The sequence below is a fragment of the Marinobacter metalliresistant genome (assembly GCF_038098645.1).
In the GTDB taxonomy this organism is placed as follows: Bacteria; Pseudomonadota; Gammaproteobacteria; order Pseudomonadales; family Oleiphilaceae; genus Marinobacter; species Marinobacter metalliresistant.
In genome coordinates, this window is sequence record NZ_CP101118.1 from 3,103,744 (window position 1) to 3,118,427 (window position 14,684).

The 14,684-nt window shown below is 57.8% G+C and carries 12 protein-coding genes and 1 pseudogene; 7 read left to right on the plus strand and 6 right to left on the minus strand.

The window, feature by feature from the left end:
- Positions 1-130: 130 nt before the first annotated feature.
- From NLK58_RS14485 to NLK58_RS14505, 5 genes and pseudogenes are all read right to left on the minus strand, one after another.
- A complete protein-coding gene (locus NLK58_RS14485; RefSeq protein ID WP_341582813.1) occupies positions 131-1,525 on the minus strand; it encodes an EAL domain-containing protein in 1,395 nt (464 codons plus the stop codon).
- 147 nt (positions 1,526-1,672) lie between these two features.
- The gene (locus NLK58_RS14490) at positions 1,673-2,416 is read right to left on the minus strand and encodes a hypothetical protein (RefSeq protein ID WP_162893740.1); all 744 of its coding nucleotides are present in this window, start codon (positions 2,414-2,416) and stop codon (positions 1,673-1,675) included.
- 36 nt (positions 2,417-2,452) lie between these two features.
- Positions 2,453-4,405 carry a methyl-accepting chemotaxis protein gene (locus NLK58_RS14495; protein ID WP_117619134.1) on the minus strand — a complete coding sequence of 651 codons (1,953 nt, stop codon included), beginning with the start codon at positions 4,403-4,405 and terminating at the stop codon, positions 2,453-2,455.
- 158 nt (positions 4,406-4,563) lie between these two features.
- Positions 4,564-4,779: a hypothetical protein gene (locus tag NLK58_RS14500; RefSeq protein ID WP_341581128.1), complete on the minus strand. Its 216-nt coding sequence runs from the start codon at positions 4,777-4,779 to the stop codon at positions 4,564-4,566.
- A gap of 10 nt (positions 4,780-4,789) precedes the next feature.
- Positions 4,790-4,996, minus strand: a pseudogene (locus NLK58_RS14505) (pimeloyl-CoA dehydrogenase large subunit); the annotation flags it as partial.
- Positions 4,997-5,132: 136 nt separating this feature from the next.
- Between NLK58_RS14505 and NLK58_RS14510 the strand changes: the two are divergent.
- The 5 genes from NLK58_RS14510 (at position 5,133) to oadA (ending at position 9,881) form a co-directional block, all read left to right on the plus strand.
- Positions 5,133-5,429, plus strand: a complete 297-nt coding sequence (locus tag NLK58_RS14510) for a hypothetical protein (protein WP_341581130.1) — start codon at positions 5,133-5,135, stop codon at positions 5,427-5,429.
- Between the two features lie 73 nt (positions 5,430-5,502).
- Positions 5,503-6,102, plus strand: a complete 600-nt coding sequence (locus NLK58_RS14515) for a hypothetical protein (protein ID WP_117619137.1) — start codon at positions 5,503-5,505, stop codon at positions 6,100-6,102.
- A 177-nt stretch (positions 6,103-6,279) separates the two neighbouring features.
- A complete protein-coding gene (locus tag NLK58_RS14520; RefSeq protein ID WP_162893741.1) occupies positions 6,280-6,558 on the plus strand; it encodes a hypothetical protein in 279 nt (92 codons plus the stop codon).
- Between the two features lie 81 nt (positions 6,559-6,639).
- A complete protein-coding gene (locus tag NLK58_RS14525) occupies positions 6,640-8,061 on the plus strand; it encodes an acetyl-CoA carboxylase biotin carboxylase subunit (protein ID WP_117619139.1) in 1,422 nt (473 codons plus the stop codon).
- Between the two features lie 20 nt (positions 8,062-8,081).
- On the plus strand, positions 8,082-9,881 hold the full coding sequence (gene oadA / locus NLK58_RS14530) for a sodium-extruding oxaloacetate decarboxylase subunit alpha (RefSeq protein ID WP_117619140.1): 1,800 nt from the start codon (positions 8,082-8,084) through the stop codon (positions 9,879-9,881).
- Positions 9,882-9,954: 73 nt separating this feature from the next.
- Here the strand turns inward: oadA and NLK58_RS14535 are convergent, their stop codons facing one another.
- A complete protein-coding gene (locus tag NLK58_RS14535; protein WP_117619141.1) occupies positions 9,955-11,124 on the minus strand; it encodes an acyl-CoA dehydrogenase in 1,170 nt (389 codons plus the stop codon).
- A 225-nt stretch (positions 11,125-11,349) separates the two neighbouring features.
- On the opposite strand from NLK58_RS14535, the gene NLK58_RS14540 reads away from it, so the two are divergent.
- Positions 11,350-12,174: an IclR family transcriptional regulator gene (locus NLK58_RS14540; RefSeq protein ID WP_341581136.1), complete on the plus strand. Its 825-nt coding sequence runs from the start codon at positions 11,350-11,352 to the stop codon at positions 12,172-12,174.
- Between the two features lie 290 nt (positions 12,175-12,464).
- The gene (locus NLK58_RS14545) at positions 12,465-14,558 is read left to right on the plus strand and encodes a 3-hydroxyacyl-CoA dehydrogenase NAD-binding domain-containing protein (RefSeq protein WP_341581138.1); all 2,094 of its coding nucleotides are present in this window, start codon (positions 12,465-12,467) and stop codon (positions 14,556-14,558) included.
- The last annotated feature ends 126 nt before the right edge of the window (positions 14,559-14,684 follow it).

The following is a 14,684-nucleotide window of genomic DNA, read 5'->3' on the forward strand; positions in this document are numbered from 1 at the left end:
CATTAAATCATCTCTGGTGATTCATGTGCCTAGCTTTCAACCATCCTATTCCCAAAGCGCCTGGTTGTAACCCGCTTTCGGGCTCGCGGCAGTACTCCCGCTTTGTTATCTCAGTTCAGCACTTGTTCCGCTATGCCTTTCCCCGCTTGGCGAGCAATGCCAGAAGGTCGGGTTCCGGCATGGGCCTGGCGAAATAGAAACCTTGCCCGAACTGGCAACCCAGACCACTCAGCATGCGCCATTGCGCCTCGGTCTCAATGCCTTCAGCCACGGACTGGATGCCAAGGCTCTCTGCCATATGGGCAATTGCCCGCACCATCTTGACCGCATTTTCGTCTTCCGGGGTTCCCATAAGGAAACTTCTGTCAATCTTGAGAGTTGAAATAGGCAGTGACTTCAGTCGGGCCAGGGATGAGAAGCCGGTGCCGAAGTCGTCGATAGCCACCCCGATTCCGACACTTCGAAACTCTTTTACAATCCCTTCCATCCGATCGACATCGGTCATCAGTGAGCCTTCGGTCAGTTCCACGATGAGTGAGCACGGAGGCAGCTCCAGGTCGTTCAGGCGAGCAACGATGTTATTGACCAGCTCCGCCTGCCACAGTTGGCTGATGGCCAGGTTGACCGCGATCTGGAGGTCGGGAAAGCCCGCCTCCCGCAACCGCTTGATGGTTTTCAGTGACTCTTCGATGACCCACTCGCCAATGCCCAGGATAAGACCGTTCTCTTCAGCAGCGGGCACGAATTCGGCGGGCGAAATGCTGGATCCATCGGGCTGTGGCCAACGTAGCAGGGCCTCGGCGCCCGAAATGTGTCCATCGGCCAGATCAATGACAGGCTGGAAAGCAAGCTGGAAGGCGTTGTCTTCGCTGGCCCGGTACAAACGGTTTGCCAGTTCGAGACGATGCTGCTGTCGCTCGGAATGCTCACAAGAGAAAACCTGAAAGCTGTTACCTCCGAGTTTCTTGGCCTCGTGCATGGCGCTGTCTGCCTTCATCAGCAACGACAATGCGTCCTTGCCGTGCAGGGGGCAAAGACTGATGCCTACGCTCGCTTCGATGTGATAATCCCGGCCACGGACCTGAACCGGCGCTTCCACCGAGTCAAGTAACCGCTGGGCCAGCGTGGTCATTGTTGATCTCAGTTGGGCCGGTTCGCCGATGCCCGTGTCATGAAAGGCGATAACTATGAACTCATCGCCGCCCTGGCGCGCGACCAGGTCCGTATCCCTTACGGACGACTGGAGTCGCCGGCTGACTTGGCTCAGAACCTGGTCTCCGGCGTCGTGGCCCAGGGCATCATTGATCAGCTTGAAGCCATCCAGATCGAGGTACAGCAGGCCGGTGGCCGGTGAGTGGGGGCCGCTTGAACGAAGGTGCTGATCCAGGACTTCGATCGCGGCTGTGCGGTTTGCCAGGCCGGTCAACCCGTCCAGGTAGGCCAGTCTGCGGGCTTCCTGTTCGCTCTGTATACGACGGGATTTCTCGCGCAGGGCCTCAATGGCGTAAATCGTGTAATCGACCATCTGTTGCAACAGGTGGATTTCAGGTTCATGAAATCCGCCCGGCGAGTCCGTGTAAACGGCCAGACAGGTTTCGGGACTGCCATCTTTGCTGGTCAGCGGAAAGACAGTGACCGCATTCCGGCCTGAGAGGGCATTGCGTGAATGCCTCTACCCGGCGTCTGCGTTGGGGGTCTTCAGAAAACGGCGGCCGCTCCCGAAGGTGTGTTCCATCGGACGGGTGTCAAGAGCACCCACCGCTGAAGCACCCTGCTGGCTGAGGACCACGCCGGAAACGGCGACTGGCTTGATGGTACCGCCTCTTTCGCCATGAGTCGTGCCAACCCATGCAAATGGGTAGCCTCCTTCACGGGTCAGGCTCTTGCAGACATCCGACAGAATTTCCTGTTCGTTGCAAGCATGAATGACACGATCATTGCAGGCTATAAGCGCCTGCAATACCCTCGAATCTCCGGCTGGCTCCCCCGTGACTGGCTCAGTATTCGGCCTGCAGCCGCCAGCAAGGCGGGTCAGGCGAATCAGGCATTCGATCCGTGCCGTCAGCTCAACGGCTGAGACCGGAACACGAATCACATCGTCAGCAAGGTCTCCGATGAAATGACCTGCCTGTGGCAGATCATCATCGGAAACAAGCAACAGGATCGGCACCGGAAAAGGCCGCGCGCTGTGCCTGATACCGCGAACTTCGTCTTCACACTTCGCCAGTGTGGCAATGTCAAAGATAGCAAGGGTAAAGGGCGTCGTTCTCAGGGCCTGAAGGTCGGGCTCGATGCAGCTATAGCCGGCCAGTTGCTCCAGAAACGACAAGCCGGTTTTCTGGTCCACCATCACCGCGACTAACGGTGATGGTGTCCGAGGCGGTTTATTGGTCAGTGGTTGTGGTATGGGATTCATGCATAGGCGTCCAGTAAAATTTTTAATTACTGTTACTTACGAAACCTTGAAACGTTCGGATACCCGCTGAAGATCGCTGCCCAGGCGCGCCAGATCGTTGGATGAGATCGCAATCTGGCTGTTGGCGGTAGCGGTCTGGTCGGTCACTTCACGAATGTTGACCACGCTCTGGCTGATGTCCTCGGCAACCGATGTCTGTTCTTCCACGGCGGTCGCGATCTGCTGGTTCATTGCCTGGATCGTGGACACTGAACCTGCGATGCTGGACAGGGCCTCTCCGGCGCTGCGTGTTACGCGAACGGCTGATTCCGCGCTCTCACTGTTGCCGTGCATGCTTTCAACCGCTTCATTCGCGCCTTGCTGAAGCGTCTGCACCAGCGTTTCAATCTCGCCTGTGGATTCGTGGGTCCGGAGGGCCAGCGCACGGACCTCATCCGCAACGACCGCAAAGCCCCGGCCCTGTTCTCCCGCCCGGGCGGCTTCGATTGCGGCGTTGAGTGCCAGCAGGTTGGTTTGCTCGGCGATGCTGCGGATGACGTCAAGAACGGTTCCGATATTTGCGCTGTCATCTCTCAGCTTGGAAATAAGTTTGGCACTGCTGTTGATGTCCTCCGTCAGGGTTTCAATTTTCGCCATGGCTGAAGACACGACCTCATGGCCTTCTTTTGCTTCCGTGTCCGATTCGGAGGCGGAGCTGGCCGCGGATTCCGCGTTCTGTGCCACCTCCTGGATGGTCGCGGTCATCTCGTTCATGGCCGTGGCAACCTGGTCGGTCTCGTCGCGCTGCTGGTTGGCACCGGCGCTGGTTTGTTCGGTCACGGAAGAAAGTTCTTCCGCGGAACTGGCGATCTGCGAGATGCCGTCCGAGACCTCCTTCACCATGTGTCTCAGGTTTTCCGTCATAACCTGCATGGCCATCATCAGTCGGCCCAGATCGTCTTTTCGGTCTGTATGGATGTTGTTGGACAGATCGCCATCGGCGACCTTCCCGGCATGAGAGACAAGCTCATCAAGTGGCCCGACAATCGTTCGGGTAACCAGCAGGGCCGCCCCGATACCGAAAACCAGAGCCGTAATGGTTGCGCCAAAGAGAATCAGCAGTGCATTGTCCCTGACTTCGTCCATGATCATCCGTTCTTCGGCCAGGGCCGCCCCGGCCTGCGCTATCGTGTCCCTTGCCAGCTCGGTGACGCGGGCTTCATCCTGATTCATGTCTTCAACGTTGCGGGTCAGCCTGACGAATTGCTGTCCGTAGGATTCGAGGGCGGTTTCGAGCTGCTCAATGCGTGTTTGGGCTGCCGTTGTGTCGGCAAAGCCGGCAAGCTCTGACAGACCGTCCTCGACGGAGTCGATCCGCTGGTTCAGTTCAGCGGCCGCTTCAGGGTTCTCCGAAATCACGAAGTTTTTTTCAATACGGCGGGCATCCAGTACGTCTCGTGCCAGCTCACCTGCCAGCCGAACGAGCCGCAACGTTTCCTGTGCATCATTGTCCTGGCCCGCTGCCAGTTGTTCCAGCAATCGAGCCTGGAAAAACTGTTCCAGGTGCGTGAAGCCTTCGACCGCTTCCCGGGCGCTCGCCTCCATGGCTTTCAGGGCCGCTCCGCTTTGGGCGCGTTGCTCCACCATGCGTAGAAGTGCTGCCTGGTACCCGACGAGATCCTTCTGCACTTTCTCCATGGCTGTTTTTTGCTCGGGGCTTTCGAGGGTCTGGGCGGCGAGTTCGGCGGTCTCGCCGGCGGCTTTGATGGCGCTTAGAGTGTTCTCGACATAGCGCTGATCGTTGCGCATGAAGAAGTTTTTTTCATTAAACCGGGCGTCTTTAACAAGATTGTTGATAGAAGCGACGTCTTTGACCTTTTTATTTCCATCGGTGAGGTTGTCGAACGCCGAATAAGAGGCCAGGGAGGCGCCCACGGTTAGTAGTAGTAACAAACCGAAGGCTGTTAAAAGTTTGAGCTTCACAGGCATGTTTAATAAAACATTATTCATTCTCAGAACCTAATATTTAAAGTGAATAATTGCAGCGTATTAAAAATTATGCTTCTGATTTTTATGTGAAATTAGGATAACAGGTTTTATTGTGAATACTCTTTAATGACTGGGCTGTATAGTAAAATATAGTCTTGATAATGGAATGTCTAATTCGATTATTCAGGGGGGGAAGTTATATTCATCGAGCGCAAAAAATAAGTTTTCATTTGCCTTAAAGGCAAATCGCATATTGCGAGTTGTGTATTATTTGTTTTGATTTGTTTCAGTTTTGTCGGAGCGCAAACAGAAAGGTCCTTCGGGGTGAACGGTAAGTGTGAGGTGACCACGGTGTCCGGCAGCATCTGCTGCTCTTCGTTGAGTCGGAAATCCATGGTCGCCTCCTTAAAGCCCGAGAATCATTTTCGACACGATGTTTTTCTGGATCTCGTTGGATCCGCCGAAAATCGACAGCTTGCGGTTGTTGAAGTACTGGGCAGCCAGCGGCGCCGCGTTCTAGTCAGAGAGGAAGTCGCCGTCGTAGTCCATTTCCAGTTCCTCTTCCACGAACGGAATGGCATAGGGGCCAATGGCCCGGCGAGCCAGATCACTTGAGCACATTGCGCACTTTTAACGTGGTCGAGAGTTTGCATTGGACCCAAAAGGCTATATGTTTGTAATAGACGAGACGTTCAAATAACGACAGCAGACCCTCCATATGCCGAGTTGCTCCATTAACAGAAGCAGCGTGAAGCTCAGCCTCCTGGCACTGCTGGTCACCGGTCTGTTTGTGTTGTTCCTCAACGGACCGTCCCACCCGGCAATTGATCCCCAGATTGATGACCACTTTACCCCGACACTGATTTCGGTTGATGGTGCGGGGGATTCCTCGTCGCCGGATGCTTCCGTCTTCATCACGTCGTCCCTTCTGTTCCCGGAAGGGGATTTTCGGCCCGTCTTCTCCGCCAGCCTTGATTTTATTCGGCCGCCATTGAGGTTGCTGAGCTACCCGGTACTGCCTCAAGGGCCGCCCCGCCTCGCCTGATTCTGACAACAACGGGATTGCTCATGCCTGCGCAGGGCTGTTCCAACCTGAATTCAGATTCACGAGGTTTATCATGAACAGTGTATTCAATGCATTGCCAGTGCGGGATCTGGCGCGCACCGGTGCGTTACCGACCGCCAAGCCGCTGTCGCACATTGGTAGAGAAGATTCGGCCGTTCACCTGCTCACCGATTTTGCCGAGCAGAAACTGTCGGAGCTGAATTCCGATATGTCCGTCTCCGAGGCGAGACTCTGGATGAAGCTTGCCGACAACTCCTTCAAGGTAGTGGAAAACCAGGCGGGTGACTGCCTCGGTATTCTGGCCATCGAGGATGTGAACGGCGAGAAGCCGATGAGTGTGGCCAGCCGGCAGGGTGTGGCCCTGAAAGACTTGCGGGTGCGAGACATCATGCGCCCCATCAGCGATTTGCCGGCCATTCATTACCGTGATTTGCGGGCGGCAACTGTCGGGGATCTGGTCAGCACTTTCCGTGAGGTCCGTGAGGAGTATCTGTTGGTGCTGGATGATGATCGGCACCAGCAATCCCGTTCCTATCTCAGAGGCCTGGTATATGCCCGGGAGTTGTTGCAGCGGCTTGACCTGGCCATCGATCTGGAGCACCGGGCAACCAAGTTCTATGAAATTGTCCATGTGGTAAAAGGAGGCTTCTAGATCGGGCAACGGCTTCGGTGCCCATACGGCGCCGAAGCTTTCATCAATCGAAAAAGTCGATGCTTCTCACCCAAAAAACCGTATTGAACCGATGTGATAATCACGTGACACTGACTAAGACTTTAGTCACCTTAAAGGACGCCCATGCAGGACGCCCACCAAAATTGCCGGATTCAGATGCTACGCCTCGTTATCATTCTGGCACTGGGTCTGGATTCATTGCTCGCCTATTCTGCTGAAAATACGCCGGTGCTCCCGGGCTGTGAGCCGGTCTCCTGCCTGTTGTGCTCAGATGCGATGGGCGATGGTGCTCAGGAAGGAGACGTGCCCGGCAGCGACCGTCTCCGGGATTTCACTCTGACGCCCGGCGGTATCCTTTGCGAGATCCGGAGCTTTTCCGGATTGGTGCCCTGCGCCAGTTTCCCGGTGCTGCCACAGGCACCGCCCCTGGCCTGACGGCCATCTGTGTGAGCGGCACTCGTGCCACTCCAACCGACCTTTCGATTCAAACGACTTCCATCACCTGGAGGATTTTCCATGGCTATACGGAAGCTGCTGATTGCCAATCGCGGAGAGATTGCGGTCAGGATTGCCCGGGCCTGCAGCGAACTGGGTATCCGCTCAGTCGCCATTCATTCGGAGGCTGACGAGTACTCCCTGCACGTCAAGAAAGCCGACGAAGCCTATCAGATCAGCAAGGATCCCCTGTCGGGGTATCTGAATCCGCACCACATCGTGAACATGGCGGTGGAAACCGGCTGCGATGCCTTGCATCCCGGCTACGGTTTCCTGTCGGAAAACGCCGAGCTTGCGGCTATTTGTGAGCGGCGTGGCATTACTTTTGTGGGACCCACGGCCGACGCCATCGCGTCGATGGGGGACAAAACCCAGGCCCGGCAAACGGCTTTAGCCGCTGGTGTGCCGGTAACCCCCGGCTCCAAAGGTAATCTCAACGACGTGGAAGACGCTGTGGCCCAGGCTGCCGACATTGGTTACCCGGTGATGCTGAAAGCCACCTCCGGTGGTGGCGGGCGCGGCATCCGACGATGCGATAACGAGAAGGAGCTGCGGCAGAATTACGAGCGGGTGATTTCCGAGGCCACCAAGGCCTTCGGCAGCGCCGAGGTATTCCTGGAAAAGTGCATCATCGAGCCCCGTCACATTGAGGTTCAGATTCTTGCGGACACTCATGGCAACGTCGTTCATCTCTATGAACGGGACTGCTCGATCCAGCGCCGCAACCAGAAGCTGATCGAGCTGGCACCGTCCCCCCAGCTGGAGGAGAGCCAGCGGGAGTATATCGGTGATCTCGCCAGGCGGGTCGCAAAACAGTGTGGCTACGTTAATGCCGGCACCGTGGAATTCCTTCTGGACCACGATGGCAGCTTTTACTTCATGGAAATGAACACCCGGGTTCAGGTGGAACACACCATCACTGAGGAGATTACCGGTGTGGACATCATTAAGGCCCAGATTCGAATAGCCGCGGGTGAGCCTCTTGGGCTGAAGCAGGAGGATATCTCCTATCGGGGGTTCGCAGCCCAGTTCCGGATCAACGCCGAGGACCCGAAGAACGGTTTCCTGCCCAGCTTTGGCCGGATCAGCCGTTACTATTCGGCCGGCGGCCCCGGTGTCCGTACCGATGCCAATATGTACACCGGCTACGAGATTCCACCTTACTACGACTCCATGTGCGCCAAGCTGATTGTCTGGGCCATGGACTGGCCGGAGCTGATTGCCCGCTCCCGCCGTGCGCTGGGCGACATGGGCATCTACGGTGTCCAGACCACCATTCCGTATTACAAACAGATTCTGGAGCATCCGGATTTTCAGGCCGCTGAATTCAATACCGGCTTCGTAGAGCGTAATCCGCAGTTGCTCGAGTACAGCGCCAAGACCCGCCCCGAATCCATTGCCACAGCCATTGCCGCTGCCATCGCGGCCCAGGCGGGCCTTTAAAAGAATATCGGAGAGATCCCATGACCAAGCGCAAGATCCATATTACCGACGTTATCCTGCGGGACGCCCACCAGTCACTGATAGCCACCCGACTGCGTACCGAAGACATGCTGCCGGCCTGTGAATGGCTGGACCAGGCTGGCTACTGGTCGCTGGAATGCTGGGGCGGTGCCACCTTCGACGCCTGCGTGCGTTTCCTGAAGGAAGATCCGTGGGAGCGCCTGCGTACCCTGCGCAAGGCCCTGCCCAACACCCGTCTGCAGATGTTGCTGCGTGGCCAGAACCTGCTGGGCTACCGCCATTACGGCGATGACGTGGTCGAGGCCTTCGTGGCCAAGGCCGCCGAAAACGGAATAGACGTGTTCCGCATTTTTGACGCCCTGAACGACGTGCGCAACCTGGAAACCAGCATCAAGGCTGTGAAGAAGGCCGGCAAGCATGCCCAGGGCACCCTCTGTTACACCGTGAGCCCGGTACACGGCAGCGATGCCTATCTGGAGCAGGCCAAAGCCATGGCTGATATGGGCGCTGACAGCATCGCCATCAAGGACATGGCCGGTTTGCTGACGCCGGCGGTGACCGCCGAGCTGGTCGGCAAGCTGAAGCAGACGCTGAACCTCCCGGTGTTCCTGCACTCCCATGCCACCTCGGGCATGGCGCCCATGTGCCAGTGGGCCGCGATGGAAGCGGGCGTCGACCACATTGACACCGCCCTGTCGGCCTTTGCCGGTGGTACCAGTCATCCGCCCACCGAGTCTCTGGTGGCGGCATTGCACGATGCTGGTTTCGAAACGGGTCTGAACCTGGAGCTGCTGGACAAGGCCACGCGCCACTTCCGGGAGGTGCGAAAAAAGTACCACCAGTTTGAAAGCGACTACAACGGCGTGGACACCTCGGTACTGCTGTCCCAGGTGCCCGGCGGCATGATGTCCAACCTGGCCAACCAGCTGAAGGAGCAGGGCGCCCTGGATCGTATCCAGGAGGTGTTCGAGGAGATCCCCCGTGTCCGCAAGGATCTGGGCTATCCACCGCTGGTGACCCCCACGTCCCAGATTGTTGGCACCCAGGCGGTGATCAATGTGCTGGGGGGCAAGCGCTACGAGTCCATCACCAATGAGGTGAAAAAATACCTGCAGGGCTGGTACGGCAAGGCGCCCGCCAACGTAGATCAGGAGCTTCAGCGCCGGGCCGTGGGTAAGGAAGAGCTGGTGGATGAGCGCCCGGCCAACCTGATCCCCCGTGAGCTCGACGAGTTGCGAAAACAGGTGGGAGAGCTGGCGACCAGTGAAGAGGATGTGCTCACCTACGCCATGTTCCCGGATCAGGCCCGGGGCTACCTGGAGCAGCGCCGCGATGGCAACCTGCAGCCAGAGCCGCTGGAGCCGATAGCAGCGAAAGGCAGCGGCGGGCCGGTGGCGACCCGCTTCAAGATTACGGTGCATGGTGAGAGCTACGACATTCATGTGACCGGTGCCAACCCGGTCAGCGACAATGAGCGGCGCTTCTACATGACTGTGGATGGCGTGCCCGAGGAAATCCACCTGGCCTCGGAAGGTGATGAAAACCAGGCTGGCGGCAAGGGCGGTGGCCGCGCGAGTGCTACCAAAGAAGGCCATGTCACTACAAGTATGCCGGGCAATATCGTGGATGTCCTGGTCAAGGAAGGTGACGATGTCCAGGCCGGCGATCCGGTGCTGATCATCGAGGCGATGAAGATGGAAACCGAAGTTAAGGCGACCATCGCCGGGTCGGTGAAAGGCGTGTTCATTGCCAAGGGTGACCGGGTGGTTCCCGGCGAGGTGCTGATGGAGATTGAATAAAAGCGCTATCGCCTGACGCGAAACAGCCCCTCATCGTGAGGGGCTGTTTCGTTTTCGGGCGTCTCCGTGGGTATCAGTTGAATGCCTGGATCCCGGTCTGGCCCCGGCCAAGAATCAGGGCGTGCACATCGTGGGTGCCCTCGTAGGTGTTCACCGCCTCCAGGTTCATGACATGGCGGATCACGTGGTACTCATCGGCAATGCCGTTGCCGCCGTGCATGTCCCGGGCAACCCGGGCGATGTCCAGAGCCTTGCCGCAGTTGTTACGTTTTAGCAGCGAGATTGCATCCGCAGTGGCGGTTCCGTCATCCATCATGCGGCCGAGCTGCAGTACCGCTTGCAGGCCGAGGGTGATCTCGGTTTGCATATCCACCAGCTTTTTCTGGATCAACTGATTGGCGGCCAGGGGCCTGCCAAACTGCTTGCGCTCCAGGGTGTAGTTGCGGGCGGCGTGCCAGCAGAACTCGGCCGCACCCAGTGAGCCCCAGCTAATGCCAAAACGGGCCTTGTTCAGGCAGCTGAACGGACCCTTCAGACCTTCAACCTCCAGCCTGTTTTCGTCCGGCACAAACACTTCGTCCATAAAGATGGAACCGGTCTCGGACGCCCGCAGGGAGAATTTGCCCTCGATCTTCGGCGTGTCCAGACCCTCTGCGCCTTCACGCTCGATCACGAAGCCGTTTACCTTGCCGTCAAGCTTGGCCCAGACCACGCAGATGTCCGCGATCGGGGAGTTGGTGATCCAGGTTTTCGAGCCGCTCAGCAGGTACCCGCCGTCAACCTTTTTGGCGCGGGTTTCCATGCCACCGGGATCGGAGCCATGGTTGGGCTCGGTCAGGCCGAAGCAGCCCACGTATTCGCCGGAAGCCAGTTTTGGCAGGATGCGTTTTTTCAGGGCTTCCTGGCCGAAGGCATGGATGGGGTGCATAACCAGAGAGGACTGTACGCTCAGAGCCGAACGGTAGGCGGAATCCACCCGCTCCACTTCCCGGGCAATCAGGCCGTAGCACACGTGATTCAGACCCGGGCCGCCATACTCTTCCGGCAGGGTGGCGCCCAGCATGCCCAGCTCGCCCATCTCGTTGAAGATGTTCCGGTCGAACTTCTCATGCCGGTTGGCCTCGACGATGCCGGGCATCAGTTGCTGATCGCAGAAGTTGCGGATGCTGTCGCGGACCTGACGCTCGGTTTCTTCAAGTTGTTTGTCAAATTGCAGCAGGTCATCCCAGGGTGCGGAAGCCATGTGTATTCTCCTGAAAGCAACAATCGGAAAACCCTTTCATTGGGATTTCCTGGCAATATGCACTAACATAGTTTCGATTAGCGAAATACAGTTTTGTAATTGAGAATCGAAAGACTAATCCGGGTGTTGGGCAAATGCAAGCGTGTTCAAGCCCGACCGATGGCGCTGCCGGACAATCCGCGCCCGGACACCGGAGCAGGCGACGCGGTTGGAGGGCGTCCCATTATGGCAAGAACAAAGCAGAGTTCACCAGAACTGAAAGTGGCATCCAGTGACGGTGAACCCGTGAAGCCGGAGAAAGACCGCAAGTTTGTCGAGGCCCTGTCCCGCGGCCTGGATGTGCTCCGTGCGTTCAGCCAGGGCCCGGTCATTCTGGGCAACCAGGACATTGCCCGCATCACCGGGCTGCCCAAACCGACCGTTTCCCGGATGACCTACACCCTCACCAAACTCGGTTACCTGAGCTACAACACCCAGTTGGAGAAATACCAGCTGAGTTCCGGAGTGCTGGCGCTGGGCTATGCCTATGTTTCCAACCTCAAGGTACGCCAGCTGGCCAAACCCTACATGGACGAGTTCGCCCGCCAGACCAATATGTCGGTTGGCCTCACCTGCCGGGACCGGTTGCACATGATCTATGTGGAAAACCGGTTGCCGCCTGAGGCCTCCCTGTTGCGCATGGACATCGGTCTGAAACTGCCCATGGCCACCACCTCGGCTGGCCGCGCCTATTACTGCGCCATCAGCGACAAGGCCCGCCTGGTCATCGACGACGCCATGGCCGTGAAATACAGCGATGCCTGGCCAGAAAAGAAAGAGAGCCTCGATCAGGCCATGAAGGACTACAAGGAGCACGGTTTCTGCCTGTCCATTGGCGAGTGGGACCGGAATATCAATTCCGCCGGCGTTCCCATCCACCTGCAGGATGGCACCATCATGGCCCTGACCTGTGCCGCGCCGTCCTATTTGGTGCCCGCTGAAAAGCTTCGTGGTTCCATTGCTCACCAGTTGGCGATGCTGGCAGGAGATATAGAGTCGCTGGGTGTGTAGCGTTTAAATGCCAAAGCTGAACGGGAGGCTGCGGGTAGGGTCTTCCGAAACCTTGCGGAGCCATGGATGGCGGAGCAGAGCGTACAGGGACGTATTCACAGCGTGTTTCGGAAGACCCTACCCGTAGACTCCCAGACTCCAGGTTCGAAAAAAAACCGCAGAAGAAACCTCTGCGGTTTTTTTATACCTGTAGTTTAATGGGTGGTTGAAACCGTCACGGAACTTGTATTAAATCGTACGCATGTTTCGCTAGTTAAAATCATATTCCAGAAAGAATGCGAGGAGAAAATATGTCTGAGGTCGTTAGCTATAACCGGGAAGGCAAGATCGGCGTTATTACCGTGAACTACCCGCCGGTGAACGCCCTCGGCCAGGCTGTCCGCTCCGGTCTGCTCGCAGCCCTGGAGCAAGGTCAGAAGGACGCAGACGCCAAGGTGCTGCTGCTGGTTTGTGAAGGGCGCACCTTTATTGCCGGTGCCGATATCCGGGAATTCGGCAAGCCGATGCAGGAGCCGACCCTGCCGGCGCTGGTGAATACCTTTGAGAACAGTGACAAACCGCTGGTTGCCGCAATCCACGGCACGGCCCTGGGTGGTGGCCTGGAAACGGCGCTGAGTTGCCATTATCGCGTTGCGGTCAGCAGTGCCAAGGTGGGACTGCCGGAGGTGAAACTGGGGCTGCTGCCCGGCGCGGGCGGTACCCAGCGACTGCCGCGCCTGACCGGCGCCAGGAAAGCGCTGGATATGATCACCACCGGTGAATTTGTCGGTGCCAGGGATGCCCTGGCTCTGGGTATTCTGGATGCAGTGGACGATGGCGATGATATCCGCGCGGCGGGCCTGGCTTATGCGCAAAAGGTGGCCGATGAGGGCAAACCTGTGCGTCGGGTTCGGGACATTACCGACAAAATTGAAGCGGATAAGGGCAGCGATGTTTTCGATCAGTTCCGCGACGAGCTGAAGAAGCGGGCCAGGGGTCTGTTCTCTCCGTTCAAGTGCGTCGATGCCGTGGAAGCCGCGTTCAGCCTGCCCTTCGATGAAGGCATGAAGCGCGAGCGGGAACTGTTCATGGAATGCATGGAATCGCCCCAGCGCGGGGGTCTGATCCATTCGTTCTTTGGTGAGCGTGAGGTCTCCAGGGTGAAGGGGCTGGCCAAGGACACCCCGGTCCGTGACGTGAAGAGTGTCGGCATCATCGGTGCCGGCACCATGGGTGGCGGTATTGCCATGAACTTCGTGAACGTGGGGATTCCGGTCACCATCGTCGAGGTAAAGCAGGAAGCCCTGGACAAAGGCCTGGCCATCATTCGCCGTAACTACGAGAACTCCGCGAAGAAGGGCAAATTGACCCAGGCGCAGGTGGAACAGCGCATGGCGCTGATAACCCCGAGCCTGACCTACGACGATTTCCGGGATGTCGACCTGGTGATCGAGGCGGTGTTCGAGAACATGGCCATCAAGAAAGAAATCTTTGCCAGGCTGGATGAGGTCTGCAAGCCCGGGGCCATCCTGGCGTCCAACACGTCGACCCTGGATATCGACGAGATCGCTTCTGCCACCAAGCGTCCGGAAGACGTTGTGGGCATGCACTTCTTCAGCCCCGCCAACGTCATGAAGCTGCTGGAAAACGTGCGCGGCAGCAAGACCTCCGATGAGGTAAAAGCCACCGTGATGGCGGTGGCCAAGAAGATCAGGAAGGTCGGTGTCATGGTTGGCAACGGTTATGGCTTTGTCGGTAACCGGATGCTGCACAAGCGCGGCACCGAAGCCATGTCACTGGTGGACGAGGGGGCAACCCCGCAGCAGGTAGACAAGGTGCTGACTGATCTGGGTTTCCCGATGGGCCAGTTTGCGATGTCCGATCTGGCCGGGATTGATGTGGGTTACCGTATCCGGGAAGAGCGCCGCAAGGCGGGTGAGGACATTCCGGCCAGCTGGATGGACAAGCTGGCGGAGCAGGGCCGTCTTGGCCAGAAGACCCTGGCAGGTGTATACAAGTATGAAGAAGGCAGCCGCAAGCCGGTTCCGGACCCGAAAGTGGAGCAGCTGATCGAGCAGTTCCGCAAGGAGCAGGGAATTACGCCGCGGGCGATTACCGACCAGGAGATCCTCGAGCGCTGTATGTATGCGATGATCAACGAAGGTGCCAGGATCCTGGAGGAGGGTATCGCCGACCGTCCGCTGGATATCGACATTGTCTGGATCTACGGTTACGGCTTCCCGGCCCACCGCGGCGGCCCCATGTTCTGGGCCGACCAGGAAGGTCTGGACACCATTCTCTGTGCGGTGAAGAAATACCGGGATACCGTCGGCGGTGAGCAGTGGGAGCCTTCAGCCCTGCTGGAGAAGCTGGTCAGCGAGGGCAGGAAATTCGGTGACCTTTGATTTTAACACGGGGTCATGAACAGGGGGTCAGATGAAAGCTTTCATCTGACCCCACTTTCTACTTGAGCTGGTTACCCGGACCTACCCTATTGAGGCGGCCGCCCAGGCTTTCGATGATATGGTGGC